The following is a 25,210-nucleotide window of genomic DNA, read 5'->3' as shown; positions in this document are numbered from 1 at the left end:
GCGGGTGCTCAAGACTTTCTGTCTTGAGCATTGTTGAGGGACAGAAAGTGGAAAGCCCCGGGAAATTTGCATTTACCCGAGGCTACCCCTCAACAACCAACAGGTTGAGAGTAGCCTCTTATTCTTTTTTTCACAAGGAGTAAAAGGCATGACGCCATTAAAAACTACGTTAGGCATCGTCTTTATTATTTGCCTGACGATAGTGATCTTTACCTTTATTACTCGCGATAAGTTATGTGAGTTTTCAATAAAGAGTGAACATCAGGAGGTGGCGGCGAAATTAGCCTGTAACGCAGGCTAACCTCTTCGGGCGGAACGCGTGTTCCGCCCGGCTTGTGGGATGCTGAGGTCTTAACGCACCCATTTTTTTCTTCTGTCGCCGCGATTATACTGCGCGGCGTGTACCCAGATGATAAGAATCCATGAAAACCCTTTTTCTGATGTTGTTATTTTTAACCGCGTTTGCCCATGCCGATGAGATAGGCGGCCAGTATAAAAAGCAGGCTGAAGCGGGCGATGCGCGCGCGCAGTATTATCTTGCCGATACCTGGTTCAGTTCCGGCGACAGCGCGCAGGCGGCGCTGTGGGCGGAAAAAGCGGCAAAAGGCGGTGATGTCGACGCCATGGCGCTGCTGTCGCAAATCCACTTTTCGCAGGGTGACTATGCGCAGGCTAAAGCCCTGGCCCAGCAGGCAAACATTGCGGGCAGCAAACGCGGCGCGATCATGCTGGCGCGGGTGCTGGTGAACACGCAGGCGGGCAAAACCGACTACCCGCAGGCCATCGCACTGCTGCAATCGGCGACCGAAGACATCGATAGCGACTCGGCGGTAGACGCGCAACAGCTGCTGGGGCTGATCTATGCCAACGGCGTTGAAGTCCCTCAGGATGACGTGCAGGCCGCGTCGTGGTTCAAGCGGAGTTCGGCTCTGTCCCGGACGGGCTATGCGGAGTACTGGGCAGGAATGCTGTTCAGGCAGGGTGAGAAAGGCTTTATCACACCGAATAAACAGAAAGCGCTTTACTGGTTAAACCTGAGCTGTACCGAAGGGTTTGATACCGGGTGTGAAGAGTTTGATGCGTTGAGCGGGGAGTAACGTGCCGGGTGGCGGCTTCGCCTTACCCGGCCTACAAAACCCGTAGGCCCGGTAAGCGCAGCGCCACCGGGCTTAGAATGTTACTGGTCAGCCGTTTTATCAAAACGACCCAGCACCTCGCGTTCATACGCCAGCGCTTTTTTACGGTCGAACTTGTGTTCCCACTTGGAGATTACCAGCACCGCCAGCGCATTACCCACCACGTTCAGCGCAGTACGCGCCATGTCGAGGATACGGTCCACACCGGCAATAAACGCCAGGCCTTCCAGCGGAATACCGACGCTGCCCAGCGTCGCCAGCAGCACCACGAAGGAGACGCCCGGCACGCCTGCGATGCCTTTTGAAGTCACCATCAGCGTCAGAACCAGCACGATCTCCTGCCACAGCGACAGGTCAATGCCGTACAGCTGCGCGATAAAGATCGCCGCAATACTCTGATACAGCGTCGAACCATCCAGGTTAAAGGAGTAACCCGTTGGCACCACGAAGCTGGTAATGGACGCCGGCGCACCGTAGGCCTCCATCTTCTCAATGATACGCGGCAGTACGCTCTCGGAACTTGCCGTGGAGTACGCCAGAATCAGCTCATCCTTCAGGATGCGGATCAGGATCCAGATGCTGAGCCCGCACAGGCGCGCCACAATGCCCAGCACTACCAGCGCGAAGAACAGAATCGCGAAGTGCACCAGAATCACCAGCTTCGCCAGCGGCCACAGGGAGGCAAAGCCGAAGTTCGCTACGGTCACCGCAATCAGCGCGAATACCCCGACCGGCGCATAACGCATCACCATGTGGGTGACTTTGAACATGGTTTCGGAGACAGATCGGAACACGGTGACCAGCGGTTCACGGTGCGTCGCGGGCAGGGAAGAAAGCCCCAGACCAAAGAGTACCGAGAAGAAGATGATCGGCAGCATCTCGCCCTTCGCCATGGACGCGATAATGTTGGTCGGCACCAGCGAGAGAATAGTCCCCATCAGTCCATGCGAATGGCTCTGCACATTGGCGGTTGTGCTTTGGTATTTCGAAATATCCACCGTCGCCAGCTGCGACATATCGATCCCGGCACCAGGCTGGAACACATTCGCCAGGGTGATGCCAAGAACGATGGCAACCGTGGTGATCACTTCGAAATAGAGAATAGTTTTAACGCCGATGCGGCCTAACTGTTTCGCATCACCGACACCCGCGATACCGACCACCAGCGTCGAGATCACAATCGGCACAACAATCATCTTGATCAGATGAATAAAGATATCGCCCGCAGGGGAGAGAAGGTTCGCAATCAGCCACTCGCGGCTGTCGCTATGATAATGGAGGTAACTGCCCAGCAAGATGCCCAGCACAAGGGCCAGCAGGATCTGCCAGGCCAGGCTGACTTTCAAATTTTTCATAGAAACTGACTTCCTCAATGAAATCTCCGTACCATCAAAACTGCATGAATATGGAGACATACTGAAAGGGTATGAATTGTGTTGCGTTGGTTTATGGGATTTTTTAACGCGCCGTATGAGTATCATTTGCACGGCATGCTGCGCAAGCCTTAAAGAACAAGGCATTTCACTGCAAAAAGTGTCATTGACGGCAATTTATAGCAATTCGCATAAATAACCATTTGTTATACAAAATATTTTCACTTCAAAAAAGTGAATAATTCTTCAGGTGAATTATTTCCCTTCAAAGTTTCATTCGCTCAATTTTCATACTCTTCAGACATTGCGTGATCTGTCGCCCAAATACTAAACAAAGCTTGTAAAGCCCCTACTATTAACGTTTTTGCGACATATTATTAACATCTTACAAGGAGAAAAAAAGCCATGAGCCAAATACACAAACACGACATTCCCGCAAACATTGCGGACCGTTGCCTGATAAGCCCGGAGCAATACCAGGAGAAATACCAGCAGTCCGTTTCCAGCCCTGACGCGTTCTGGGGTGAGCAGGGCCACATCCTCGACTGGATCAAACCTTATCAGAAGGTAAAGAACACCTCTTTCGCGCCGGGCAACGTCTCCATTAAATGGTATGAAGACGGCACGCTGAACCTGGCGGCGAACTGCCTGGACCGCCATCTTGCTGAACGCGGCAACGAAACGGCCATCATCTGGGAAGGCGACGATGCCTCTCAGAGTAAACACATCTCGTATAAAGAACTTCATCGCGACGTGTGCCGCTTTGCCAACGTGCTGCTGGCCCAGGGCATTAAAAAAGGCGATGTGGTGGCGATCTATATGCCAATGGTGCCGGAAGCCGCCGTGGCTATGCTGGCCTGCGCGCGCATCGGTGCGATCCACTCCGTTATCTTCGGCGGTTTCTCGCCGGAGGCGGTTGCCGGGCGTATTGTCGACTCAAATTCGAAGCTGGTGATCACCGCTGACGAGGGCGTGCGCGCCGGGCGCGGTATTCCGCTGAAGAAAAACGTTGATGAAGCGCTGAAAAACCCGAACGTGAAATCCATCAGTAACGTCATTGTCTTCAAACGCACGGGCGGCAAAATCGACTGGCACGAGGGGCGCGACCTGTGGTGGAGCGATCTGATTGAAAACGCCAGCGACCAGCATCAGCCTGAAGAGATGAACGCGGAAGATCCGCTGTTTATCCTGTATACCTCCGGCTCCACCGGTAAGCCGAAAGGCGTGCTGCATACCACCGGCGGCTATCTGGTTTACGCGGCCACCACCTTTAAATACGTTTTCGACTACCATCCGGGCGACATCTACTGGTGTACCGCCGACGTGGGCTGGGTGACCGGTCATAGCTACCTGCTGTACGGCCCGCTGGCCTGCGGCGCAACGACGCTGATGTTTGAAGGCGTACCGAACTGGCCGACCCCGGCGCGTATGTGCCAGGTGGTTGATAAGCATCAGGTCAACATTCTCTACACCGCGCCAACGGCGATCCGCGCGCTGATGGCAGAAGGAGATAAAGCTATCGAAGGGACCGACCGCTCTTCCCTGCGTATCCTCGGCTCCGTGGGCGAGCCGATCAACCCCGAAGCCTGGGAGTGGTACTGGAAGAAGATCGGCAACGAGAAGTGCCCGGTGATGGATACCTGGTGGCAGACCGAAACCGGCGGCTTCATGATCACCCCGATGCCGGGCGCCACACAGCTGAAAGCCGGTTCGGCCACCCGTCCGTTCTTCGGCGTGCAGCCTGCGCTGGTGGATAACGAAGGCAATCCGCAGGAAGGCGCTACCGAGGGCAACCTGGTGATCGTCGATTCCTGGCCTGGCCAGGCGCGTACCCTGTTCGGCGACCATGAGCGCTTCGAGCAGACCTACTTCTCGACCTTCAAAAACATGTACTTCAGCGGCGACGGCGCGCGCCGGGATGAAGACGGTTATTACTGGATCACCGGACGCGTGGACGACGTGCTGAACGTCTCCGGCCACCGTCTGGGCACGGCGGAGATTGAGTCTGCGCTGGTGTCGCATCCGAAAATTGCCGAAGCGGCGGTTGTCGGCATTCCTCACAACATCAAAGGCCAGGCGATCTACGCCTACGTCACCCTGAACCACGGCGAAGAGCCGTCGCCAGAGCTGTATACCGAGGTGCGCAACTGGGTGCGTAAAGAGATCGGCCCGCTTGCCACGCCGGACGTGCTGCACTGGACCGACTCGCTGCCGAAAACCCGTTCCGGCAAGATTATGCGCCGTATCCTGCGCAAAATCGCGGCGGGCGACACCAGTAACCTCGGTGATACCTCAACGCTGGCCGATCCTGGCGTGGTGGACAAACTGCTCGAAGAGAAGCAGGCCATCGCAATGCCTTCCTAGTGTTTTCTCCCTCTCCCCGTGGGAGAGGGCCGGGGTGAGGGCATCAGACCGCACCTTCCTCCCCTCACCCTCTCCCCACAGGGGAGAGGGGATAAAAACAAACCAACCTTACTTCTGGAGACTCTGTGATGAATAACGATATTTGTCAGCAGATAGAGAATAGTGCGCACTACAGGGAGCTCGTCGAAAAACGGCAACGGTTTGCCTTCATCCTTTCCATCATCATGCTGATTATCTACGTCGGCTTTATTCTGCTGATCGCCTTTGCGCCGCACTGGCTGGGCACCCCGCTGCATGAGGGTACCAGCGTCACGCGCGGTATTCCGATTGGGATTGGCGTGATCATCATTTCGTTTGTGCTCACGGGTGTGTACGTCTGGCGTGCGAACGGTGAATTCGATCGTCTTAACAGAGAAGTTCTGCGCGAGGTAAAAGCATCATGAAGCGAGTCCTGACGGCGCTAGCCGCCACACTTCCCTTTGCTGCCCATGCGGCAGATGCCCTTACCGGCGAGGTTCAGCGCCAGCCAACCAACTGGCAGGCGATTATCATGTTCCTGATTTTCGTGGTGCTGACGCTGTACATCACCTACTGGGCGTCGAAACGCGTACGCTCCCGTAACGATTACTACACCGCGGGCGGCAACATTACCGGCTTCCAGAACGGGCTAGCGATCGCGGGGGACTTTATGTCCGCCGCCTCGTTCCTTGGGATCTCCGCGCTGGTGTATACCTCAGGGTATGACGGCCTGATCTACTCCCTCGGGTTCCTGGTGGGCTGGCCAATCATTCTGTTCCTGATTGCCGAGCGCCTGCGTAACCTGGGGCGCTATACCTTTGCTGACGTCGCCTCCTATCGCCTGAAGCAGGGGCCGATTCGTACCCTCTCCGCCTGCGGTTCGCTGGTGGTGGTGGCACTCTATCTGATCGCCCAGATGGTCGGCGCGGGCAAACTGATCGAGCTGCTGTTCGGCCTGAACTACCACGTCGCGGTGGTGCTGGTCGGCGTGCTGATGGTGATGTACGTCCTGTTCGGCGGCATGCTGGCCACCACCTGGGTACAGATCATCAAAGCGGTACTACTGCTGTTCGGCGCCAGCTTTATGGCCTTTATGGTGATGAAGCACGTCGGGTTCAGCTTCAATAATCTGTTTACCGAAGCGATGGCGGTCCACCCGAAAGGGGAAGCGATCATGAGCCCGGGCGGGCTGGTGAAAGATCCGATATCCGCGCTCTCGCTCGGTCTCGGCCTGATGTTCGGTACCGCTGGCCTGCCGCATATCCTGATGCGTTTCTTCACGGTGTCAGATGCGCGTGAAGCGCGTAAAAGCGTGTTCTACGCCACCGGGTTTATGGGCTACTTCTACATTCTGACCTTTATCATCGGCTTCGGCGCAATCATGCTGGTGGGGGCAAACCCGGCGTTTAAAGACGCGGCGGGCGCGCTTATCGGCGGTAACAACATGGCGGCGGTGCATCTGGCCGACGCGGTGGGCGGCAACCTGTTCCTCGGCTTTATCTCTGCCGTGGCCTTTGCCACCATCCTCGCGGTGGTTGCAGGGCTGACGCTGGCCGGCGCGTCGGCGGTTTCGCATGACCTCTACGCCAACGTCTTCCGCAAAGGCGCAAGCGAGCGCGATGAGCTGAAAGTCTCCAAAATCACCGTGCTGGTGCTGGGCGTCGTCGCCATCCTGCTGGGGATTTTGTTCGAGAAACAGAACATCGCCTTTATGGTCGGGCTGGCCTTCTCGATTGCGGCAAGCTGTAACTTCCCGATCATTCTGCTCTCCATGTACTGGTCAAAACTGACCACCCGTGGGGCGATGATTGGCGGCTGGCTGGGCCTGCTGACGGCGGTGATTCTGATGATCCTCGGCCCGACCATCTGGGTGCAGATCCTCGGTCACGAAAGCGCTATCTTCCCGTATGAATACCCGGCGCTGTTCTCCATTGCCGTGGCGTTTATCGGGATCTGGATCTTCTCTGCCACCGATAATTCACCGGAGGGTAACCTGGAGCGTGAAAAATTCCGCGCCCAGTTTATCCGCTCGCAAACCGGCCTGGGCGTTGAGCAGGGCCGCGCGCACTAAGCCTTTTCTCCCCGGTCGCTCTGGCCGGGGAGCTTAAAACATCACCCACGCCACCAGCGGCGCAATCAGCACCATCGTGACGCCCGAAAGCATCATCACCAGGCTCGCGACCACGCCCTCCTGCTGTCCCAGCTCATACGAACGTGCCGTCCCCGCCCCGTGCGACGCCGCGCCAAACCCCGCGCCTTTCGCCATCCCTTCGCGAATGGAAAGCCGCAGAAACAGCACATCCCCCACTGCCATGCCGAAGACGCCCGTCACCACCACAAACAGCGCCACCAGATCCGGCTGGCCACCGAGCGGTTTGGCGGCTGCCAGCGCAAACGGCGTGGTCACCGAACGCACCGCCAGGCTGCGCTGGATTTCATCCGACAGGGTAAACAACCGCGCCAGCCAGACCGAACTGCACACCGCCACCACCGTCGCGGTGACGACACCCGCGCTGAGCGACATCCAGTGGCGTCTGATAATGGCGAGGTTGTCATAAACGGGTACGGCGAAGGCGATGGTCGCCGGGCCGAGCAGCCACAGCAGCCAGTGGGATTCGCCAATGTAGTTCTGCCAGGAGATATGGCCGAAGACCAGCATCAGCACCAGCAGGATCGGCGTAAAGACCAGCGGCATCAGCGGCAGCGCGCGAAAGCGGCGATACAGGCGCTTGTTGGCAAAGTAGATGACGACTGTCGCAATCAGGCACAGCACGCTTATCTGAAAGTTAGTCATGCTTCTGCCTGCTGATTTCAAAGCGATACACTTTATCCACCACCCAGGCGGTGGCGCCCAGCACCATCATCGTGCTCAGGGCGATAACCGCAAAGATGCGCCAGCCGTCGACCATCAGCAACTGGGCATAATTCACCACCGCCACCACAGCCGGCACAAAGAACAACAGCATCTCCGCCAGCAGCCAGCGTGCGCCGGCCCGCACCCAGCTAAGGGGCAACGCGCGACAGAGGATCAGCGTCAGCATCAGCACCATCCCCACCAGGTTGGCGGGTAAAGGCAGATGCAGCCAGTCGACAAGATATTCCGCGAAAACAAACAGTCCCGCGTAGAGCAGTACCTGAACCGGTACCTGGAGTCGTTGCACAACGGCAGGCGTAACACGGCTTAACGCCACGGCCATGGGGGTTTTCCTCAGAAATGAGACGAGGCGCCAGTATAGTGAGCGTACGGTATCGACTGAAATGAATTAAAATCATCGAAGGTATAGTTTCGAGGAATAATCATGGACATAAGAACGCTGCGCTATTTTGTCGAGGTGGTTCGCCAGCAAAGTTTTACCCGCGCAGCGGAGAAGTTATTCGTAACCCAGCCGACCATCAGCAAGATGCTGAAAAATCTCGAAGATGAGCTGAACTGTACCCTGCTGATCCGCGACGGGCGCAAGCTACTGCTGACCGATACCGGACGCGTGGTGTTCGAGCGCGGGCTGGCAATTCTGGCGGAGTTCCGCCAGCTGGAGGCCGAGCTTGGGGACATCAACCATCTGACAAAAGGGCTGCTGCGGCTCGGTATTCCGCCGATGGTCGGCATGATGATGGCCGGACCGATAAGCCTGTTTCGCCAGCGCTATCCCGGCGTTGAGCTAAAAATTTCTGAATTTGGCGGCCTGACCGTGCAGCAGGCGGTGATGAACGGTGAACTGGACGTGGCCATGACGGCCCTTCCCGTGGAGGAGGAAAGCGGCCTGGCGACGCTGCCTCTGTTCAGCCACCCGCTGTGCGTGCTGGTGCCGCGCTCCGGCGACTGGCTGAAGATTGAGTCAGTAAAACCCGAGCTGCTCGGCGAACACCCGCTGCTGATTTACAACGAAGATTTCGCCTTAAGCCGCCAGCTGATGGCGCTGTTTAACCAGCACAACGTAAAGCCGCGCATTGCGGTGCGCAGCGGTCAGTGGGATTTTCTGGCGGCGATGGTACAGGCGGGCGTGGGGATTGCCATTCTGCCGCAGCCGATCTGCGAGCGGCTGGATAAAAATACGCTGCGCTGGATCCCGCTGGAGAGCGACCTGCACTGGCAGCTGGGGATGATCTGGCGTGAAGGGGTCTATCTGTCGCACAGCGCGCAGGCGTGGTTGCAATGCTGTGAGGGGTTTTGGGTACCCTCACCCTAACCCTCTCCCACAGGGAGAGGGTACCGATCGAGCACGTAGGCCCGGTAAGCGCAGCGCCACCGGGCAATTACAGCGCTACTGATTCTCTATCAACAACGCTTCCAGCAGATCCAGATCGTGCAGCAGCTTTTGCAGCGTCTCGTTGCTGATCTGCCGCGTCGCGCGCAGGTGATACAGCTCGGCACGCTCGGAGCGCAGCGCCGCCAGGCGGAAACGGCGTTCGAGGTTCTCTTCCTGCAACGAACTTTCCACGTCGTTACGTCCGTCAGCACGGCGACGCAAATTACCGATCACGCGTGAACTGACTTCCTTCAGCAGCTGGTTATCAATGTTCTCTTCGGCATCGGCGGCCAGACGCTCCTCCATCTTCTCGATGGCGACAATCGCCACTTCCGCCGTCGCCGCACGGGCAATCCGCTCTTCTTTGTGCTGTTGCGAGGAGTCACCCGCGTCAATATGTTGCAGCAGAATCGGCAGCATAATCACGCCGACAAACAGGGAGAAGAGGATCACGCCCGCCGCCAGGAACACCAGCTCGTAGCGCGCCGGGAAGACGTCACCCGTCGGCAGCAGCAGAGGAATGGAGAGCACACCAGCAAGGGTGATCGCCCCGCGCACGCCCGCGAAAGAGGCAATCAGCAGCTCGCGCGTAGTCCACGAGCCAAACTCCATCGGCTTTTTGGTCAGGAAGCGAACGCTGAATTTCTTCATCGTCCACAGCCAGCCGAAACGCACCAGCATCAGCGCAAGGTAGATGAGCACGATATCGGTAAACAGCATCCAGACTTCAACGTTTGGATCCGCTTCGGCCGCAATCAGCGAGGATTCCATAATGCCCGGCAGTTGCAGGCCCAACAGCAGGAACACCATGCCGTTAAACACAAACTCGAGCATAGCCCAGGTACTGTTCGCGCGCAGGCGCATCGCCAGCGGCGCGCGCCGCATAACGCCGGAGCGGGTGATGGTCATCCCCGCGGCTACCGCCGCCAGAATGCCCGACACGCCAATGTGTTCGGCAATCAGGTAAGAGGCGAACGGCAGCAGGAACAGCAGGACGATCTGCGTCGCCGGTTCATCACCACCCCAGCGGCTAAGGAAGCGCAGCGAGCGTCCGTACAGCCAGCTCACTACGAAGCCCGCGAGGATACCGCCAATCGCCACCTTGAAGAATTCCAGGGTCGCGCCGCCGACGGTAAAGACCATGGTGCCCATGGCAACCGCCACGGCAAACTTCAGGGCGACCAGGCCAGAGGCGTCATTCATCAGCGCCTCGCCCTGCAAAATGCCCATGATTTTCTTTGGAATGCGCCCTTCGCCCACAATGCCGGACAGCGCCACGGCGTCGGTAGGCGACAGCACGGCGGCCAGCGCAAAGGCGGGTATGAGCGGGATCCCCGGTACGGCCCAGTAGATCAGGAAACCAATCCCGACCACGGTGACCACCACCAGCGCCAGCGCCAGGCCGAAGATCTCTCGCCCGTGCTCCAGAAATTCGCGCGTCGGCGTTTTCCAGCCATCGGCAAACAGCAGCGGCGGGATAAACAGCACGAGGAACAGTTCCGGATCGAACTCCACGTGCAGACCGAACGTCGGCCACGCCAGCAGCGCACCGATAGCTATTTGCATTAAAGGCAGGGGGACCTGGAAGGGCAGTACGCGTGTAACCACCCCGGATAATGAGACCACAAGGGTCATGATGAGTATTGTGAAGAAAATTTCCATGCGTTCCCTGTTTGCTGTGTTTCTTATATGCCAAACCTGAGGCGTCGTGCCTCTTATTCTATCCTCTCCAGAGTAACGTAAAAGGCAACGGGATGAGTCCTGAAAATAAAAACGGGCGGCCTGAGCCACCCGTTTTCGCATAAAAAGTCAATTCAGATGGCCCAGCCGCCCGCGTAGAACGCCACCAGCGCAACGGCGATGACCACGGTACCGATGTTCAGCTTACGCCACTCACCGGAGACCAGACGCCCAATCACCAGCGAGGCGAAACCGATCATAATGCCGGTCACGATGTTACAGGTCAGCACGATGAATACCGCAGTGATCAGGCCGGACATGGCATCAACAAAATCCGCGAAGTCGATTTTCGCCACGTTGCTCAGCATCAGCAGGCCGACGTACATCAGCGCAGGTGCGGTCGCGTAAGCCGGCACCAGATAAGAGAGCGGAGAGAGGAACAGGATCAGCAGGAATAGCACGCCAACGGTGATGGCCGTCAGGCCGGTTTTACCGCCTGCCGCCGTACCCGCTGCGGACTCAATGTACACCGCCGCAGGCGCCGCACCCACCAGGCCAGAGAAAACGCTGCTCAGGGAGTCGGTGGTCAGCGCTTTGCCGCCGTCAATAATCTGTCCGTTTTTATCCAGCAGGTTAGCCTGACCGGCCACCGCGCGGATGGTGCCCGTGGCATCAAACACCGCGGTCATTACCAGCGCCAGCACGCTTGGCAGGATCACCGGGTTCAGCGCGCCAACAATATCCAGGCTGCCAATCAGGGAGTTGCCTTTGTCATCACTCAGCGACGGCATGGCGAAAATCCCGGAGAAATGAACGGTCGGGTCGAAGATCAGGCCGACGATGGACACGCCGATAATGGTCAGCAGAATGCCGCCCGGCACTTTCAGTTTTTCCAGGCCAATGATCACCGCCAGACCCACCAGCGACATGATCACCGGGAAGCTCGCGAAGTTACCCAGCGCAACCGGCAGGCCGTCCAGCGGGTTCTTGATGACCAGACCCACGCCGTTGGCAGCGATCAGCAGCAGGAACAGGCCAATACCGATGCCGGTGCCGTGCGCCACGCCCTGCGGCAGGTTGCGCAAAATCCAGCTACGAATGCCGGTTGCTGAAATTACGGTGAACAGCACGCCCATCAGGAACACGGCGCCGAGCGCTACCGGGACGCTGATATGCTGGCCCAGCACCAGGCTGAAGGCGGTAAACGCGGTCAGGGAGATGGCGCACCCGATCGCCAGCGGCAGGTTCGCCCACAGGCCCATCACAATCGAACCCACACCCGCAACCAGGCAGGTGGCAACGAAGACCGCCGCTGGCGGGAAGCCCGCTTTGCCGAGCATGCCTGGCACCACGATGACGGAGTACACCATCGCCAGAAACGTGGTCAGACCGGCAACAACTTCCTGGCGCACGGTGCTGCCGCGAGCAGAAATTTTAAACATGGCGTCAAGTGAACCGCCGGTACGCGCAGATGGCGTAGACATAGAAAACATCCCCTGAAAATTTTTATTGAAAGTCCGTAAGCGTGGTGGAGACTCCACTGCCAGCGAAACGTCAAATCCTTGTGCTGCGTTTGCGACGAAAGGGGCGTCACAAAAAAAGCAAACGTTTAGCTCCGCGCTTACAAAACGGGTGGTCAAATGTAGGCAAACGATTATCTAGCCTAATACCCGCCCTTTTCAACTGAACTTTCTCGTTTTTCGCTAAAATTGCCTCATGACGATGAAGAATTAAGCAGAGGATGCGCAAACGTTATCGTCCATGCGCAATTTCGTTACATTTCATCCCTCGCCGGGGATTGTCAGCGGGCCGCCTTTCGCAAGCGTTGTCTGCCAGCCCGGACGTGCCTCCACTCTCTGTTTCCACGCCGCTATGTGGTCGAGATTGTCGATGCCGCCTCTCGCCAGCAGGGCGAAGAGGGGAAAACTCATCTGGATATCAGCCATGGTCAGCGTGTCGCCGGCAAACCAGCTGTTTTCGGCAAGATGATCGTTAATAAAGCGCGCATGCGTTTCCAGCTGGCGGTTGAGATACGCTTTTTGCACCCCCTGCCCCAGCGCCTTACCCAGCGTGCGCAGGCCAAACGGGACGGGTGGTTTGCCGAGGCTGTTAAACACCAGCTTCATTAACAGGAGCGGCATCAAAGACCCTTCAGCGTAATGCAGCCAGAAGCGATACTGCACTTTATGGGCGGGATCTAACGGTTTGAATCGTGACGCCGAATCGTACGTTTCCTGAAGATATTCCAGAATCGCGCCTGATTCGGCCAGCACCAGTCCGTTATCTTCCAGTACCGGGGATTTCCCCAGCGGATGCACTTTTTTGAGCGAATCCGGTGCAAGCATGGATTTCTCGCGCTGGTAGCGCACAATCTCATACGTCAGACCCAGCTCTTCCAGCGCCCAGAGGACGCGATGTGAACGAGACTGATTAAGGTGGTGGACCGTTAGCATGATGTTCTCCGGTGATTCATACTTTTTAACTATAGAAAACTGAACAACTTCACGAAAAAAATTCGGCTAAAATCTCACCGTCTCCGGTGGCAAAAACGGCGGCCGGGCATAGAATTAAAGTGTCAGTACAAACCGGAACCTCCTCCACAAGCTCGACACGAGGGGTACTGATGTCGGGGGAAACCCTCCCGTGAGCCAGCGGGATAGAGAGAAAGACAAAGACCGGAAAAAACTAAAGCGCCCTTAGTGGCGCTTTAGTTCTTTATGCTTATTGCCGGGTGGCGGCTGCGCCTTACCCGGCCTGCAAAACCGAGAGCGTAGGCCGGGTAAGCGAAGCGCCACCCGGCAAACACCTCTCAATCCTCCTCCAGCAACCGCGCCCCCGTTCCCTGCTCGCCCAGCCTGTCACCCGGGTTACGTAGCGGACAATCGCTGCGTGATAAACACCCGCAACCAATGCAGCCGTCCAGCTCATCGCGCAGGGCCACCAGCGTGTGAATACGACGATCCAGCTCTTCTCGCCACTGGGACGACAGCTGCTTCCACTCCTTCGCGCTCAGCGAGTGCCCTTCCGGCAATACGCCGAACGCGTCACCGATGGTGGCCAGAGGAATGCCGATACGTTGCGCAATTTTGATGATCGCCACGTAGCGGAGCACATCGCGGGTGTAGCGCCGCTGGTTTCCGGCGTTACGGATACTTTTTATTAACCCTTTGCTTTCATAGAAGTGGAGTGCCGACACCGCCACACCGCTTCGCTTAGCCACTTCACCGGGGGTTAACAGCGCTTTGATGCGCGGTAATCTCTTTTCCATAAAACCTCTTTACCTCAAGTTAACTTGAGGAATTATACTCCCCCGCAGAGAAAACGACGAATCAACCAGGACAGATGTCTCCACAGAGGGGTAACCTTATGTCGCATCAGCAAATTATTCAGACACTTATTGAATGGATTGATGAACATATCGACCAGCCGTTGAACATTGATGTGGTCGCTAAGAAGTCGGGCTATTCGAAATGGTATTTACAGAGAATGTTCCGCACCGTAATGCATCAAACGCTGGGTGATTACATTCGCCAGCGCAGGCTCCTGCTGGCGGCGCAGGCGTTACGCTCAACGCAGCGGCCCATTTTTGATATCGCAATGGATCTGGGCTATGTGTCGCAGCAGACCTTTTCCCGCGTCTTCCGCCGCGAGTTTGACCGTACGCCGAGCGACTACCGCCATCAGCTCAATTAATGCGTGTTAACGCAAGGGTTGCTGCTGCCAGGCCATAAATGCCTGGGGCGGCATCGCTTTCGCGAAGTGCCATCCCTGACAATACTGCACGCCACGCTTCAGCAACCAGCTCACCTGCTCCCCCGTCTCGACCCCTTCCGCAATGGTTTTCAGCCGCAGGCTTTGCGCCATCTCAATGATGTGCTCGGCAATCAGGTGGCTGGTGCTGTTGGTGGTTAAGGTATCGATAAAGGATTTGTCGATTTTCAGGATATCGACGTTCAGCGAATAGAGGTTATGCAGGTTAGAGTAGCCGGTTCCGAAATCATCAATCGCCACTTCATACCCCGCCTGGCGAAACGCCTGAATGACCGGCGTGGTTTTTGGCACGTCAATAAACCCCCGCTCCGTCACCTCAATTTTGATTTGCTGCGCGCGAACCGAGTAAAAGCGGGCTTTGTCGGAGATCAGGGCGATAAGACGCGAAGAGTGAAAATCCGACGCCGACAGGTTAATCGAGACATACAGATCGGGATGAGCGGCAAGAAAATGGCCCAGATCGCTGAACACCTCCTCCACGACGTAATCCGTAATGCGCTCAATCATCCCCTCTTTTTCTGCCAGGGGAATAAATTCCGCCGGGCTCATAACCTGACCGTTGAATCCAGGCCAGCGCAACAACGCCTCTGCCCCCACGCACTGGTTATTTTTAATATCAATAATGGGCTGATAATGGACGCACAGCTGGCGTTTATTCAGCGCCCGGTGCAGAAGTCGGCCAGGCGAATTGAATTCACGGTGTGTACGCGACCACACCAGCAGAATAATAATGCTGCAAATTATCCCCAGCGGTAGCGTCAGGGTAGCCTGATGATAAAGCGTTTTATAAAAACGGGCGCTGGAGGTTGAAACGATGGCCGCAATCGGCCGCTGCCCGGATTTCACGATCGTATAAAAACGGTCACCTTTCTGAAAAGTCGTTTCCTGATGTCGAAGCATCGAATGCAATAAAGAAATATTGGCTTTCTGGCTTACAGAAAAGAATGCATTGCTGACGGTGTCATACACCCCCCACGACAGGGAACGATCGTCTGACATCACCTCACTGTACGAAAGCGGGTTGACCACTGCGACATAATTTCCGCGCTGCATATATATCATTTTATAACCATCAAAAAATGGCGTATCGCGAAAATAATAGATAGCAACGTCGGGTTTACGTGTGTAATTGGCAGCGGGAATGGTGTAAGGATGATCCGGCGTAAAAAGGGTCGAGCAGAGAAACGACTGGCCTTCAGCATAAATTAAATCGGCAACAAAAAGACGACCGCGGGAAACGTTCAACATATATTGACGATGCTCCGGCGTACACACTTTTCCCTGATATTTTTCCGCGTCTTCCCGGGCCAGATCAACCTGTTGAATAACCCGTTCAGTTTTGTTTAAAGCAAGTTCAGCAAACGTGCGCAGCTGGGCGCTGATTTCCGACACGGCTCTAAGCTGGGCAAACCATAGCGCAAGCATCACCGGCAGCATAACTACCATGATAATCCCGACCACTTTGAGCATGTTGCGCAGCGCGCTACGATTCATTTCCCGCTCTGTATCCCTGCATGTTGTACGCCTGTAGCAATGAAGACCGGCTGCTTTGATAAACAGGTGATTACGTTGCATGAATCATGGGAAGTTAGCAACTGACTTTTGGTATTAAAAATCCTAAAATTCGTGATGCCGATAATATTTTCCCGTAAGCCAAACTAAAAGTATTCATTTCGTTTCTGATAAGGAAAATAATTACCCGCGACAGGTGTGGAAAATTCGCTGGCTGAAATAGCCTGCTCTTTGTTCTTATGCTGATTTATAAATAATCAGACGCCAGGACCGTTTTTCCTCTTCCCGTACGCTTGGCGTCATATAATGCCTTATCGGCACGCATCAGTATGGCAGAAGTATCCCGTTGCCCCTGACAGACTTCAACCACCCCGGCGCTGAAAGAGAGTACCAGCGTTTTATCGCCCACACGCAGCGGTTTTGAGATCAGCGCGGCACGCAGCCGGGAAGAGAGCAACGTAGCGGCCATACCATCCGTGTGCGCCAGCAGAAGAACAAACTCTTCGCCCCCCACCCGTCCCAGCGCCGACCCGGCCGGGCTCACCTCGCGAATACGGTCGCAAAAGTGGATCAATGCCGCATCGCCAACCTGATGTCCCCACCGATCGTTGATCTGCTTGAAATAATCGAGATCGAACATCAGGAGACAGAAGTGGCTACTGACATCCTGCGGCGAACTGGCTGCCAGCGCTATTTTGAGACGCTGTAAGATTGTCGAGCGATTCAGACAGCCCGTCAGATCGTCCGTGGTGGCTTTGACGGTCAGCTGCTGTTCTGCTTTTTTACGTTCGGTGATATCCAGGCCAATGTTGAGAATGGAGTTATCCGGCAAAAGGATGTTTGACCAGAGAATGGTTAACTGCGTCCCGTCTTTACGCACCGGGTGCCATTCGTACATATCCTTAAGTGGTGCGAAACGAACCGACTCCTGCACGCGCTGTCGCTCCTCAGGATCCGGGTAAAACAGGGCCAGCGGATCGGGATGCTCGCCGATTTCAGTCATACTCCAGCCAAAGACTTTTTCGCATTCGGCATTCCACAATACACACCGGTTATGCCTGTCAAAGGCGTTCATTAATACCGGAGCACGCTCAAATAAGGTTTTATATTGCGTGACGACGCGCTGCATTTCCTGCGCCGTTTTTTCCCGCACGATGATGTCATCAAAATAATCTTTTAGCTTCTCAACCAATACCACCACGATATTTTTCAGTATCGGCAACGAGGTCAGTTTTTCATTAAAAGCCAAAAAGAAATAACCACTGCACTGTCTGCCATGCGCTGAGAATTTACACAGCACGCCGCTTTGCAGCCGCGCATAGCCTGGGTGCTGAGGGGAAAATACCGCCCGGCCAATATGCTCTTTCCAGTAGATCACCCGCCAGGCGCGGTGATGCCGCTGCAACAGGGTGCTGGCAAGAAAATCCGCCACGTTAAAGGCGTGACACGTCACGTCGCCGGCACAAACCACGCGCGGCCCGTCTGCGGATTCGACACTGACCCATGAGAGATTTGCCCCCAGTGCGCTGTTGATAATTTCCAGCATTTCAACCGGCGAACACTGCGCGTTGAGTTGCGGCATCAGCTTCGCCAGGGCATGCAGCGCCTGCATGCTGTCGTTAATAATCTCGCGTCTTTTTTCTTTCATTATCTTTTCGCAGGTCATTAATCGAGAGAGCAACCGCAATAATTCATATCTGAATAAAAGAATAAGACCACGAAATCAAAGAGCATGCCGAGTGTAAAACAAAGAATACAAAATCCAAAAAAGTCAATTAATTCAATGCGATGAATTATTTTTGCGGGTACATTTATTGTTCCACACAAGCATAATCCATAGATATACTGCTGTAAACGCTATACAGCCGATGGCGTTTTGCAAAGGTTTTACTATCTGGATGAAATAAAAATAAAAATTCCGACCAGACGTCGTTCTGAGCGACGACGATATATTTTCCCCGGCAATAATCCCACTTTTACCTCACGCGGATACTGGCGAATAAAACAGCAAATGTGATATAGTTCACACATCTTATGTAACGAGAAACATTGTTTCATTCCAGTTCGTCTGTTTTGTCGAGGATGGGTTTTATGGCAACCATTACCACCAGCATGGTGCTCCTGCGCTGGCCGTTGTTGAGCGCGGTTTTGATGTTCCTGGCCAGCACGTTAAACATTCAGTTTCGAAAGTCCGACTACGCAGGTCTTGCTGTGATTAGCACCCTGTTAGGGTTGGGCGCCGCATGCTGGTTCGCGACAGGTTTGCTTGGCATTACGCTGGTAGACATTGCCGCCGTCTGGGAAAACATTAAAGTGGTGATGGTTGAAGCCATGAGCCACACTCCGCCAGACTGGCCGATGGTGATTACCTGATAGCCTGTTATAAAAAAACCCAGACATTGTCTGGGTTTTTTGTTTTTCACGCGTCTGGATATCAGAACGGGATATCGTCGTCGAAATCCATTGGCGGTTCGTTAGACGGTGCCGGAGCAGACTGCTGCTGCGGACGGGACTGCACGCCGCCGCTGAACTGGTTGCCGCCCTGAGGCTGCTGAGGCTGACCCCAACCACCCTGCTGCTGATTCTGACCGCCACCTGCCGGTGCGCCACCGCCCTGACGGCCACCCAGCATTTGCATGGTGCCGCCCACATTCACCACCACTTCCGTGGTGTACTTCTCAGCGCCGGATTGGTCGGTCCATTTGCGGGTACGCAGCTGGCCTTCGATATAGACCTGAGAACCTTTACGCAGATACTCACCGGCCACTTCGGCCAGTTTGCCAAACAGCACAACGCGGTGCCATTCGGTCTGCTCTTTCATTTCTCCGGTCGCTTTATCACGCCAGGATTCGGAAGTAGCCAGCGTAATGTTGGCAACTGCGCCACCACTCGGCATGTAGCGTACTTCCGGGTCCTGGCCCAGATTACCGACGAGAATCACCTTGTTTACGCCTCTGCTGGCCATGTTCGTGTCTCCTGAATACGTTTCTTAATAGTGTAAACGCGCGAGTGTACCATTTCCATGCTGCACTTTGATAGTTGCGTAGCACGTTCCAGAGTTCTCCCGCGAACTCGACATTGTTACACAGTGGATCAGAAAATGCATTCCAATACTGTATATTCAAACAGGTCATTTTGTGTCATAATTAGCCGTTTCTGACAGCCGTTTGTCCTTCAAACAAATCAGGCAATCCGTGTTCCAACCGGGAAAGGTGAATGGATAAGATCGAAGTTCGGGGCGCCCGCACCCATAATCTCAAGAATATCAACCTCATAATCCCTCGCGACAAACTCATCGTCGTGACCGGGCTTTCGGGGTCTGGCAAATCCTCACTGGCTTTCGACACTTTGTATGCCGAAGGACAGCGTCGTTACGTTGAATCGCTCTCGGCGTACGCGCGTCAGTTCCTGTCGCTGATGGAAAAACCGGATGTCGACCACATTGAAGGGTTGTCCCCTGCTATCTCCATTGAGCAGAAATCCACATCGCATAACCCGCGCTCCACGGTCGGTACCATTACCGAAATCCATGACTACCTGCGTCTGCTGTATGCGCGCGTGGGCGAGCCGCGCTGCCCGGACCACGACGTCCCGCTGGCGGCCCAGACCGTCAGCCAGATGGTGGATAACGTACTGTCGCAGCCGGAAGGCAAACGCCTGATGCTGCTGGCGCCGATCATTAAAGAGCGTAAGGGCGAGCACACCAAAACGCTGGAGAACCTGGCAAGCCAGGGCTATATCCGCGCCCGTATCGACGGCGAAGTGTGTGACCTGTCCGATCCGCCAAAGCTGGAGCTGCAAAAGAAACACACCATCGAAGTGGTGATTGACCGCTTTAAGGTACGTGAAGATCTGGCAACGCGTCTGGCGGAGTCCTTTGAAACGGCGCTGGAACTCTCTGGCGGCACGGCCGTGGTCTCCGATATGGACGACCCGAAAGCGGAAGAGCTGCTCTTCTCCGCCAACTTTGCCTGCCCGATTTGCGGCTACAGCATGCGCGAGCTGGAACCGCGCCTGTTCTCGTTCAACAACCCGGCGGGCGCGTGCCCGACCTGTGACGGCCTGGGCGTTCAGCAGTATTTCGACCCGGACCGTGTGATCCAAAACCCGGAACTGTCGCTGGCGGGTGGCGCTATTCGCGGCTGGGATAAGCGTAATTTTTACTACTTCCAGATGCTGAAATCGCTGGCTGAGCACTATAAGTTCGACGTTGAAGCCCCGTGGGCCAGCCTGAGCGCGAACGTACATAAAGTGATCCTGTTCGGTTCCGGCAAAGAGAATATTGAGTTCAAGTACATGAACGATCGCGGTGACACTTCCGTGCGTCGCCACCCGTTCGAAGGGGTGTTGCACAACATGGAGCGCCGCTACAAAGAGACCGAATCCAGCGCGGTGCGTGAGGAGCTGGCGAAGTTCATCAGCAACCGCTCCTGCGCCACCTGCGAGGGTACACGTCTGCGTCGCGAAGCGCGTCACGTGTTTGTCGAAAACACGGCACTGCCGACCATCTCAGACATGAGCATCGGCCACGCGATGGACTTCTTCAACAACCTGAAGCTCTCCGGTCAGCGCGCGAAAATCGCTGAAAAAGTGCTGAAAGAGATCGGCGATCGCCTCAAGTTCCTCGTGAACGTCGGTCTGAACTACCTGACGCTTTCCCGCTCGGCTGAAACGCTGTCCGGCGGTGAAGCCCAGCGTATCCGTCTGGCGAGCCAGATTGGCGCGGGCTTAGTCGGCGTGATGTACGTGCTGGATGAGCCGTCTATCGGCCTGCACCAGCGCGACAACGAACGCCTGCTCGGCACGCTGGTTCACCTGCGTAACCTCGGCAACACGGTAATCGTGGTCGAGCACGACGAAGATGCGATCCGCGCCGCGGACCACGTGATCGACATCGGCCCGGGCGCAGGCGTACACGGCGGCCAGGTGGTCGCGGAAGGGACGCTGAAAGACATCATGGCGGTGCCTGAATCGCTGACCGGCCAGTACATGAGCGGCAAGCGCAAAATTGAAGTGCCGAAACAGCGCGTGGCGGCGAACCCGGAAAAAGTGCTGAAGCTGACCGGCGCGCGCGGCAACAACCTGAAGGACGTGACCCTCACACTGCCTGTCGGGCTGTTTACCTGCATCACCGGCGTGTCCGGTTCCGGTAAATCGACGCTGATCAACGATACGCTGTTCCCGATTGCGCAGACGGCGCTGAACGGCGCGACGCTGGCCGAGCCTGCGCCGTACCGCGACATTCAGGGGCTGGAGCATTTCGACAAGGTTATCGACATCGATCAGAGCCCGATTGGCCGTACGCCGCGTTCCAACCCGGCGACCTATACCGGCGTCTTTACGCCCGTACGTGAACTCTTTGCCGGCGTGCCGGAAGCGCGTTCACGCGGCTATACGCCAGGCCGTTTCAGCTTTAACGTGCGCGGCGGCCGCTGTGAAGCGTGCCAGGGCGACGGCGTAATCAAGGTTGAGATGCACTTCCTGCCGGATATCTACGTGCCGTGCGACCAGTGTAAAGGTAAGCGTTATAACCGCGAAACGCTGGAGATTAAGTACAAAGGCAAGACTATCCACGAAGTGCTGGATATGACCATCGAAGAGGCGCGCGAGTTCTTTGACGCCGTCCCTGCGCTGGCGCGTAAGCTGCAAACCCTGATGGATGTGGGTCTGACCTATATTCGTCTGGGGCAGTCAGCGACAACGCTGTCCGGCGGTGAAGCGCAGCGCGTGAAGCTGGCGCGTGAGCTGTCCAAACGCGGTACCGGTCAGACGCTGTATATTCTGGATGAGCCGACCACCGGCCTGCACTTTGCGGATATCCAGCAGTTGCTGGACGTGCTGCACCAGTTGCGCGATCAGGGCAACACCATCGTGGTGATTGAGCACAACCTGGACGTGATTAAAACCGCTGACTGGATTGTCGATCTCGGCCCGGAAGGCGGCAGCGGCGGCGGTGAAATCCTCGTCTCCGGTACGCCAGAGACCGTTGCAGAGTGCGAAGCCTCGCACACCGCGCGCTTCCTCAAACCGTTGCTGTAATCGTCACACGGAGAGCTGCTGTCGGATCGTTTCCGGCAGCAGTTCAACCGCCTGTAGATACGACGCATCCACCAGGTAGTAAATTTGCGAATCTGGCAGCGAGCCGTCGAGAAACACCGTACTCCAGTGCGCTTTATTCAGATGCTTACTTGGCCTGACATCATCGTGCTGCTGGCGCAGTAAGTCGGCCAGTTCCGGACTGGTTTTCAGTGATGCCGCAGGCCGCGCATCCACCTCTTTCACCATCGCGAACAGCACATCACCCACTTTGATCTGCGTGGCTTTCCAGTCGCTGTGAACGCTTTGTTCCGCACCCGGCTTGCTCATGCAGTACTGAAGTATCTCCGAAATTGTCATCTTTATTCCCCTTGTAGCGTTGCGATAATTTTACGCGAACCACCGTGAATGCGATGTTCTCCCAGCCAGATCCCCTGCCACGTTCCCAGCTGTAGCCGTCCGTTGTGGACCGGCAGCATCAGCGAGACGCCCAGCAAAGAGGATTTGATGTGCGAAGGCATATCGTCCGCCCCCTCGTAATCATGCTCATACGGGGCGTTATCCGGGACGCTCTTCAGAAAATGGTGCTCCATGTCGGACCGGACGGTGGGATCGCAATTTTCATTGAGCGTGAGAGAGGCGGACGTGTGCTGAAGCAGCAGATGCAGTAAACCCGTTTTGACGCGCGACAGGTCGCGGATTTGCCCGATGACTTCGTCCGTCACAAGGTGAAATCCGCGTGGTTTTGCGCTTAAGGTCAGGGTCTGTTGATACCACATGTGCTGCTCCATTATGAAAGGTGAATCTTTCTAAGTGTGCAGCAAGAAAGCGAAAGGTAAAACCCGCGCAGCGAGATTTGCTTAAAAAAGCATTCACCCCGCCGTTAATACATCAGTATTCAGAGTTAACGATCACCTCTTCACCAAATTTTCCGGCCATCGGCAGCGGTCGGTAGGTGGAGTTCGAGGCGCGTAGCACCCTGATGCCTCTGGCTCCCACGTCTTGCGCCGCGGTGATGTCGTTATCTGAATCCCCGTAGAACACTTTGATATTTTTCTTTTCCAGCCACTGGGTTTTGGTGTTTTGCCCTTCCTGGTCCCCGGCAAAAATGACCGGGTTCATGCTGGCCGCCGGGATCAGGAAATCATCCTGTAGCGTTTTCGAGACGGTTTCGGTTTTGGTCTGGCTACGTCCGGTCACGAAATAAATGCTGTCGCCGCGCTTTACGTGCATGGCGATCAGCGCGCGGGCAACCTCTTTCGGGATACTGAACTCATCCCAGCCGTTGTTCATCTTTTCCCAGAATTCCGGGTTTTTCAGATAGGCTTCGCTGTCCGGGGAGTACGTTTTTTTGCCGCGCCAGAAACCGGGGCTGGAGAAGAGAACGGTATCGTCAATATCGAAGCCCACGGCCATCGGCGGGCGACCCGTCAGGCTATTTTCGATTTGTGCCACTGAAACCCAGTGAATGGGGGCCTGTTCGGCAAGAATGGCGGCGGTGGTGCCGGTGTAAAGCGGCGTGGGTGCAGAAGCCCGCGCAACAACGGCGCTATTAAGCGAGAACAATAAGCAGGCGGCGCTGAGCGCCAGTGTGATCTTGCGCATATTTTCCCCTGAATATTCAGTTTGTTATCGTTTTATTTTGAGCGGATGGTCAAAAAACTATCCGACCATAACCCCAGCGGGAGGGGAAGGAAAGGAGTTTTTACTTATGAAGCTGAATAAAAAGAAGACGATCACAAAGCGCAGAAGAAACGTGTAGGTCCGGGAAGCGAGGCGCCACCGGGCAATGACTGGCACCGGCGCGAACAAAAAAGCCGGGTGGCGGCTACGCCTTACCCGGCCTACATACAGTATGCAAGTAAGTGAATACTTACATTACGGATGCAAACGCCTGCGCCACGCGCTGGACGTTGCCTGCATTCAGACCCGCCACGCACATACGGCCGCTGGCGATCAGGTAGACGCCGAACTCTTCGCGCAGGCGATCGACCTGCGCTGCGCTCAGTCCGGTGTAGCTGAACATCCCGCGTTGCTTGAGAAGATAATCAAAGTTATGCCCAGGCACGGCCTCTTTCAGGACGTTAACCAGCTCCTGACGCATCGACAGGATGCGCTTACGCATCGCTTCCACTTCCGCAAGCCAGGACGCTTTCAGCGTTTCGTCACCGAGAACTGTCGCCACCACCTGCGCACCAAAGTTCGGCGGGCTGGAGTAGATACGGCGGACCGTCGCTTTCAGTTGACCGAGTACGCGTCCCGCAGCTTCGGCGTCTTCACACACCACGGACAGGCCGCCAACGCGCTCGCCGTACAGGGAGAAGATTTTTGAGAACGAGTTGCTGACCAGAGCGGGAAGCCCCGCGCTGGCAATCGCGCGAATAGCGTAGGCGTCTTCCTCCATGCCCGCGCCAAAGCCCTGATAGGCGATGTCGAGGAACGGGATCAGGTTACGCGCCTTCAGTATCTCGATCACCGCATCCCACTGGGCATTGGTGAGGTCCGCACCGGTCGGATTATGGCAGCACGGATGCAGCAATACGATACTGCGCTCCGGCAGGATGTTCAGTTTTTCCAGCAGCGCATCAACGCGCACGCCGTTGGTTTCGCTGTCGAACCACGGATAGGTCGCCACCTTAAAGCCCGCGCCCTCGAAGATCGCAACGTGGTTTTCCCACGTCGGGTCGCTGACCCACACGCCGGAATCCGGGAAGTACTTTTTCAGGAAATCTGCGCCTACCTTCAGCGCACCCGAGCCACCCAGCGTCTGGATAGTCGCCACGCGCTTTTGCGCGAGCACCGCGTGGTCCGCACCAAACAGCAGCGGCGCGATAGTGTTGCGATAGGTGTTTAATCCTTCCATCGGCAGATAAAGCGAAGCACCGTGCGGGGTTGCGTTCAGACGCGCTTCAGCTTCGGCAACGGCTTTCAACTGAGGAATGATGCCGTCTTCGTTGTAGTAAAGACCAATGCTGAGGTTCACTTTGTCGCTGCGAGGATCTTCTTTGAAACGCTCCATCAAGGAGAGGATAGGGTCGCCGGCGTAGGCGTCTACTTTCTGAAACACGCGATG

23 protein-coding genes are annotated in these 25,210 nt (G+C 56.0%); 9 read left to right on the top strand and 14 right to left on the bottom strand.

Going from position 1 to position 25,210, the window contains the following annotated elements; genetic code table 11:
* Positions 1-148: 148 nt before the first annotated feature.
* Positions 149-301, top strand: coding sequence for a Hok/Gef family protein (locus AC4OVU_RS02060; RefSeq protein ID WP_023295770.1), 153 nt, complete (start codon positions 149-151; stop codon positions 299-301).
* Between the two features lie 121 nt (positions 302-422).
* Complete coding sequence (locus AC4OVU_RS02055) at positions 423-1,097, top strand: tetratricopeptide repeat protein (protein WP_047716142.1); 675 nt, start codon at positions 423-425, stop codon at positions 1,095-1,097.
* 80 nt (positions 1,098-1,177) lie between these two features.
* Here AC4OVU_RS02055 and gltP read toward each other — a convergent pair whose 3' ends face one another.
* On the bottom strand, positions 1,178-2,491 hold the full coding sequence (gene gltP / locus AC4OVU_RS02050) for a glutamate/aspartate:proton symporter GltP (protein ID WP_110292857.1): 1,314 nt from the start codon (positions 2,489-2,491) through the stop codon (positions 1,178-1,180).
* Between the two features lie 423 nt (positions 2,492-2,914).
* On the opposite strand from gltP, the gene acs reads away from it, so the two are divergent.
* The 3 genes from acs to actP all read left to right on the top strand — a co-directional run bounded on the left by acs (position 2,915) and on the right by actP (position 6,962).
* Complete coding sequence (acs, locus tag AC4OVU_RS02045; protein ID WP_015570198.1) at positions 2,915-4,873, top strand: acetate--CoA ligase; 1,959 nt, start codon at positions 2,915-2,917, stop codon at positions 4,871-4,873.
* A gap of 128 nt (positions 4,874-5,001) precedes the next feature.
* Positions 5,002-5,316, top strand: coding sequence for a DUF485 domain-containing protein (locus tag AC4OVU_RS02040; protein WP_017382635.1), 315 nt, complete (start codon positions 5,002-5,004; stop codon positions 5,314-5,316).
* Complete coding sequence (actP, locus tag AC4OVU_RS02035; RefSeq protein WP_017382634.1) at positions 5,313-6,962, top strand: cation/acetate symporter ActP; 1,650 nt, start codon at positions 5,313-5,315, stop codon at positions 6,960-6,962. Before AC4OVU_RS02040 ends, actP begins: the two co-directional genes overlap by 4 nt.
* Before the next feature lie 33 nt (positions 6,963-6,995).
* On the opposite strand, the gene AC4OVU_RS02030 is transcribed toward actP, so the two are convergent.
* Both AC4OVU_RS02030 and AC4OVU_RS02025 read right to left on the bottom strand, forming a co-directional pair.
* On the bottom strand, positions 6,996-7,685 hold the full coding sequence (locus AC4OVU_RS02030; RefSeq protein WP_015570195.1) for an LrgB family protein: 690 nt from the start codon (positions 7,683-7,685) through the stop codon (positions 6,996-6,998).
* Positions 7,678-8,088 carry a CidA/LrgA family protein gene (locus AC4OVU_RS02025; protein ID WP_023302931.1) on the bottom strand — a complete coding sequence of 137 codons (411 nt, stop codon included), beginning with the start codon at positions 8,086-8,088 and terminating at the stop codon, positions 7,678-7,680. Before AC4OVU_RS02025 ends, AC4OVU_RS02030 begins: the two co-directional genes overlap by 8 nt.
* A gap of 102 nt (positions 8,089-8,190) precedes the next feature.
* On the opposite strand from AC4OVU_RS02025, the gene AC4OVU_RS02020 reads away from it, so the two are divergent.
* On the top strand, positions 8,191-9,078 hold the full coding sequence (locus AC4OVU_RS02020) for a LysR family transcriptional regulator (protein ID WP_022646759.1): 888 nt from the start codon (positions 8,191-8,193) through the stop codon (positions 9,076-9,078).
* 75 nt (positions 9,079-9,153) lie between these two features.
* Here the strand turns inward: AC4OVU_RS02020 and AC4OVU_RS02015 are convergent, their stop codons facing one another.
* The 4 genes from AC4OVU_RS02015 to soxR all read right to left on the bottom strand — a co-directional run bounded on the left by AC4OVU_RS02015 (position 9,154) and on the right by soxR (position 14,086).
* Complete coding sequence (locus tag AC4OVU_RS02015) at positions 9,154-10,800, bottom strand: Na+/H+ antiporter (RefSeq protein ID WP_003860270.1); 1,647 nt, start codon at positions 10,798-10,800, stop codon at positions 9,154-9,156.
* Positions 10,801-10,952: 152 nt separating this feature from the next.
* Complete coding sequence (ghxP, locus tag AC4OVU_RS02010; RefSeq protein WP_110292858.1) at positions 10,953-12,302, bottom strand: guanine/hypoxanthine transporter GhxP; 1,350 nt, start codon at positions 12,300-12,302, stop codon at positions 10,953-10,955.
* 297 nt (positions 12,303-12,599) lie between these two features.
* The gene (locus tag AC4OVU_RS02005; RefSeq protein ID WP_017694715.1) at positions 12,600-13,271 is read right to left on the bottom strand and encodes a glutathione S-transferase family protein; all 672 of its coding nucleotides are present in this window, start codon (positions 13,269-13,271) and stop codon (positions 12,600-12,602) included.
* Positions 13,272-13,627: 356 nt separating this feature from the next.
* Positions 13,628-14,086: a redox-sensitive transcriptional activator SoxR gene (soxR, locus tag AC4OVU_RS02000; RefSeq protein WP_003860275.1), complete on the bottom strand. Its 459-nt coding sequence runs from the start codon at positions 14,084-14,086 to the stop codon at positions 13,628-13,630.
* 98 nt (positions 14,087-14,184) lie between these two features.
* On the opposite strand from soxR, the gene soxS reads away from it, so the two are divergent.
* Complete coding sequence (soxS, locus tag AC4OVU_RS01995; protein WP_003860277.1) at positions 14,185-14,511, top strand: superoxide response transcriptional regulator SoxS; 327 nt, start codon at positions 14,185-14,187, stop codon at positions 14,509-14,511.
* A gap of 6 nt (positions 14,512-14,517) precedes the next feature.
* Here soxS and AC4OVU_RS01990 read toward each other — a convergent pair whose 3' ends face one another.
* Positions 14,518-16,083 (bottom strand): EAL domain-containing protein, encoded by a 1,566-nt coding sequence (locus tag AC4OVU_RS01990; protein WP_015570189.1) that lies wholly within the window; start codon positions 16,081-16,083, stop codon positions 14,518-14,520.
* Positions 16,084-16,348: 265 nt separating this feature from the next.
* The gene (locus AC4OVU_RS01985) at positions 16,349-17,749 is read right to left on the bottom strand and encodes a sensor domain-containing diguanylate cyclase (RefSeq protein ID WP_032103688.1); all 1,401 of its coding nucleotides are present in this window, start codon (positions 17,747-17,749) and stop codon (positions 16,349-16,351) included.
* Positions 17,750-18,192: 443 nt separating this feature from the next.
* Here AC4OVU_RS01985 and AC4OVU_RS01980 point away from each other — a divergent pair, with 443 nt between their 5' ends.
* A complete protein-coding gene (locus AC4OVU_RS01980) occupies positions 18,193-18,474 on the top strand; it encodes a YjcB family protein (protein ID WP_003860282.1) in 282 nt (93 codons plus the stop codon).
* Positions 18,475-18,535: 61 nt separating this feature from the next.
* Here the strand turns inward: AC4OVU_RS01980 and ssb1 are convergent, their stop codons facing one another.
* A complete protein-coding gene (gene ssb1, locus AC4OVU_RS01975) occupies positions 18,536-19,066 on the bottom strand; it encodes a single-stranded DNA-binding protein SSB1 (RefSeq protein ID WP_110292859.1) in 531 nt (176 codons plus the stop codon).
* A gap of 251 nt (positions 19,067-19,317) precedes the next feature.
* Between ssb1 and uvrA the strand changes: the two genes are divergently transcribed.
* Positions 19,318-22,140, top strand: coding sequence for an excinuclease ABC subunit UvrA (gene uvrA, locus AC4OVU_RS01970; protein WP_015570187.1), 2,823 nt, complete (start codon positions 19,318-19,320; stop codon positions 22,138-22,140).
* A gap of 3 nt (positions 22,141-22,143) precedes the next feature.
* Here the strand turns inward: uvrA and AC4OVU_RS01965 are convergent, their stop codons facing one another.
* The 4 genes from AC4OVU_RS01965 to tyrB form a co-directional block, all read right to left on the bottom strand.
* Positions 22,144-22,497 carry an MmcQ/YjbR family DNA-binding protein gene (locus tag AC4OVU_RS01965; RefSeq protein ID WP_017382628.1) on the bottom strand — a complete coding sequence of 118 codons (354 nt, stop codon included), beginning with the start codon at positions 22,495-22,497 and terminating at the stop codon, positions 22,144-22,146.
* Between the two features lie 2 nt (positions 22,498-22,499).
* Entirely contained in the window at positions 22,500-22,916 is a 417-nt protein-coding gene (locus AC4OVU_RS01960; RefSeq protein ID WP_017382627.1) for a secondary thiamine-phosphate synthase enzyme YjbQ, read from the bottom strand.
* A 112-nt stretch (positions 22,917-23,028) separates the two neighbouring features.
* On the bottom strand, positions 23,029-23,742 hold the full coding sequence (gene aphA / locus AC4OVU_RS01955) for an acid phosphatase AphA (protein WP_110292860.1): 714 nt from the start codon (positions 23,740-23,742) through the stop codon (positions 23,029-23,031).
* A gap of 268 nt (positions 23,743-24,010) precedes the next feature.
* Complete coding sequence (gene tyrB, locus AC4OVU_RS01950; protein ID WP_049133897.1) at positions 24,011-25,204, bottom strand: aromatic amino acid transaminase; 1,194 nt, start codon at positions 25,202-25,204, stop codon at positions 24,011-24,013.
* Positions 25,205-25,210: the final 6 nt, after the last annotated feature.

The sequence above is a fragment of the Enterobacter sp. 6722112 genome (assembly GCF_058661685.1).
This window is presented reverse-complemented; position numbering and strand designations above follow the sequence as displayed.

What these genes read in the sequence shown, in the direction of transcription:
- AC4OVU_RS02060 (WP_023295770.1), top strand. Translation starts at nt 149, where the DNA reads ATGACGCCATTAAAAACTACGTTAGGCATCGTCTTTATTATTTGCCTG.
- AC4OVU_RS02055 (WP_047716142.1), top strand. Translation starts at nt 423, where the DNA reads ATGAAAACCCTTTTTCTGATGTTGTTATTTTTAACCGCGTTTGCCCAT.
- gltP (WP_110292857.1), bottom strand. Translation starts at nt 2,491, where the DNA reads ATGAAAAATTTGAAAGTCAGCCTGGCCTGGCAGATCCTGCTGGCCCTT.
- acs (WP_015570198.1), top strand. Translation starts at nt 2,915, where the DNA reads ATGAGCCAAATACACAAACACGACATTCCCGCAAACATTGCGGACCGT.
- AC4OVU_RS02040 (WP_017382635.1), top strand. Translation starts at nt 5,002, where the DNA reads ATGAATAACGATATTTGTCAGCAGATAGAGAATAGTGCGCACTACAGG.
- actP (WP_017382634.1), top strand. Translation starts at nt 5,313, where the DNA reads ATGAAGCGAGTCCTGACGGCGCTAGCCGCCACACTTCCCTTTGCTGCC.
- AC4OVU_RS02030 (WP_015570195.1), bottom strand. Translation starts at nt 7,685, where the DNA reads ATGACTAACTTTCAGATAAGCGTGCTGTGCCTGATTGCGACAGTCGTC.
- AC4OVU_RS02025 (WP_023302931.1), bottom strand. Translation starts at nt 8,088, where the DNA reads ATGGCCGTGGCGTTAAGCCGTGTTACGCCTGCCGTTGTGCAACGACTC.
- AC4OVU_RS02020 (WP_022646759.1), top strand. Translation starts at nt 8,191, where the DNA reads ATGGACATAAGAACGCTGCGCTATTTTGTCGAGGTGGTTCGCCAGCAA.
- AC4OVU_RS02015 (WP_003860270.1), bottom strand. Translation starts at nt 10,800, where the DNA reads ATGGAAATTTTCTTCACAATACTCATCATGACCCTTGTGGTCTCATTA.
- ghxP (WP_110292858.1), bottom strand. Translation starts at nt 12,302, where the DNA reads ATGTCTACGCCATCTGCGCGTACCGGCGGTTCACTTGACGCCATGTTT.
- AC4OVU_RS02005 (WP_017694715.1), bottom strand. Translation starts at nt 13,271, where the DNA reads ATGCTAACGGTCCACCACCTTAATCAGTCTCGTTCACATCGCGTCCTC.
- soxR (WP_003860275.1), bottom strand. Translation starts at nt 14,086, where the DNA reads ATGGAAAAGAGATTACCGCGCATCAAAGCGCTGTTAACCCCCGGTGAA.
- soxS (WP_003860277.1), top strand. Translation starts at nt 14,185, where the DNA reads ATGTCGCATCAGCAAATTATTCAGACACTTATTGAATGGATTGATGAA.
- AC4OVU_RS01990 (WP_015570189.1), bottom strand. Translation starts at nt 16,083, where the DNA reads ATGAATCGTAGCGCGCTGCGCAACATGCTCAAAGTGGTCGGGATTATC.
- AC4OVU_RS01985 (WP_032103688.1), bottom strand. Translation starts at nt 17,749, where the DNA reads ATGAAAGAAAAAAGACGCGAGATTATTAACGACAGCATGCAGGCGCTG.
- AC4OVU_RS01980 (WP_003860282.1), top strand. Translation starts at nt 18,193, where the DNA reads ATGGCAACCATTACCACCAGCATGGTGCTCCTGCGCTGGCCGTTGTTG.
- ssb1 (WP_110292859.1), bottom strand. Translation starts at nt 19,066, where the DNA reads ATGGCCAGCAGAGGCGTAAACAAGGTGATTCTCGTCGGTAATCTGGGC.
- uvrA (WP_015570187.1), top strand. Translation starts at nt 19,318, where the DNA reads ATGGATAAGATCGAAGTTCGGGGCGCCCGCACCCATAATCTCAAGAAT.
- AC4OVU_RS01965 (WP_017382628.1), bottom strand. Translation starts at nt 22,497, where the DNA reads ATGACAATTTCGGAGATACTTCAGTACTGCATGAGCAAGCCGGGTGCG.
- AC4OVU_RS01960 (WP_017382627.1), bottom strand. Translation starts at nt 22,916, where the DNA reads ATGTGGTATCAACAGACCCTGACCTTAAGCGCAAAACCACGCGGATTT.
- aphA (WP_110292860.1), bottom strand. Translation starts at nt 23,742, where the DNA reads ATGCGCAAGATCACACTGGCGCTCAGCGCCGCCTGCTTATTGTTCTCG.